The sequence below is a fragment of the Micrococcus sp. HMSC31B01 genome, from assembly GCF_001816085.1.
GTDB lineage: Bacteria > Actinomycetota > Actinomycetes > Actinomycetales > Micrococcaceae > Micrococcus > Micrococcus luteus.
Genome location: NZ_KV825477.1, coordinates 1 through 1325 on the forward strand (window position 1 = coordinate 1; position 1325 = coordinate 1325).

The window sequence follows — 1325 nt, forward strand, 5'->3', positions numbered from 1 at the left end:
CGCCGTGCGGGAGCCGACGTCCTTGGCCGTGCGCGTGGCGGACTCGAAGAGGCGGACGAGCGGGCCCGAGGCGGTGCCGGCCTCCTGGGCCGCCGTCAGGGCGCGCCGTACCTGACCGGCGATCTCGCGCTCGCCCACCACGGCGGAGTCCAGTCCGGCGCCGACCTCGAAGAGGTGACGGGCCGTGGCGTCGGCGTCGAGCGTGCGGAACGCGGTGTGCACGTCCTCGTCCGGCAGGGAGGTGGAGGCGGCGACGGCGGACAGCAGCCCCGTGCGGGCGGCCTCGACGCCGGCCCCGTCGGCCTCGGCGTAGATCTCCACGCGGTTGCACGTGGCCAGCACGATGGCGCCCGCCGCGCCGCTGCCGGGCAGGGCGGGCCCGACCCCGGTCGCGCCGGCGCTGAGGCGGGCGACCGTGTCCAGGTCCAGGTCATGGTGGGAGGCGACGAGAGAGAAGACAGTCACAGCGGGCCAAGTCTAGCCCCGACCGCCCCGCCCGTCCGGGAAGGCGGGCCTGACCCGGGTGCCGTCGGCCAGTGTGACGGCGCTCACGGAGGACGCGGATGTGCCACCGCGACACGACCGGTGGGACACTGGGGGCATGTCCGCCCTGTCCCAGACCCCCGAGACCCCCGCGGCCGTCCCGGCACTGCCCGCCGAGCACCCGCTGCGCACCGAGGATCCGTCACGCTCGACCGTGGCCAGCCCGCTCCTTCGCGCGCTACGCGGCCAGCGCCCCGACCGCCACCCCGTGTGGTTCATGCGGCAGGCCGGCCGTTCGCTGCCCGAGTACCGCCGGGTGCGCGAGGGGATCGGGATGCTCGACTCCTGCCTCATGCCGGACCTGGTCCGGGAGATCACGATGCAGCCGGTGCGCCGCCACGACGTCGACGCGGCGATCTTCTTCTCGGACATCGTGGTCCCCCTGCGCCTGGCGGGCGTGGACGTGGAGATCCAGCCCGGCGTGGGCCCCGTGCTCGGCCAGGCCGTCCGCACCGCCGACGACGTCGCCGCGCTGCCCGTCCTCGAGGACGCCGCCCTGGACGTCATCCGCGAGGCCGTCGCGGCCACCGTCGCCGAGCTGGGCCCGCGCCCCCTGATCGGCTTCGCCGGTGCCCCCTTCACGCTGGCGGCGTACATGGTGGAGGGCCGTCCCTCCCGCGACCACTTCGGCCCGCGGCGCATGATGCACGCCGACCCCGAGACCTGGGCCGCCCTGGCCGGCTGGGCGGCCACCGTGTCCGGCCAGTTCCTGCGCGCCCAGCTCGAGTCCGGCGCCTCCGCCGCGCAGCTGTTCGACTCGTGGGCCGGTTCGCTCTCGGCGG

At 76.0% G+C, this 1325-nt stretch carries 1 protein-coding gene and 1 pseudogene; one reads left to right on the top strand and one right to left on the bottom strand.

Annotated features, from left to right (window positions below):
• Nucleotides 1–465: pseudogene (locus HMPREF3105_RS12470) on the bottom strand (glutamyl-tRNA reductase); the annotation flags it as partial.
• A 136-nt stretch (nucleotides 466–601) separates the two neighbouring features.
• Here HMPREF3105_RS12470 and HMPREF3105_RS12475 point away from each other — a divergent pair.
• Nucleotides 602–1325, top strand: a 724-nt coding sequence (locus HMPREF3105_RS12475) for a uroporphyrinogen decarboxylase family protein (RefSeq protein ID WP_305791352.1), incomplete at its 3' end; no start/stop codon positions are given.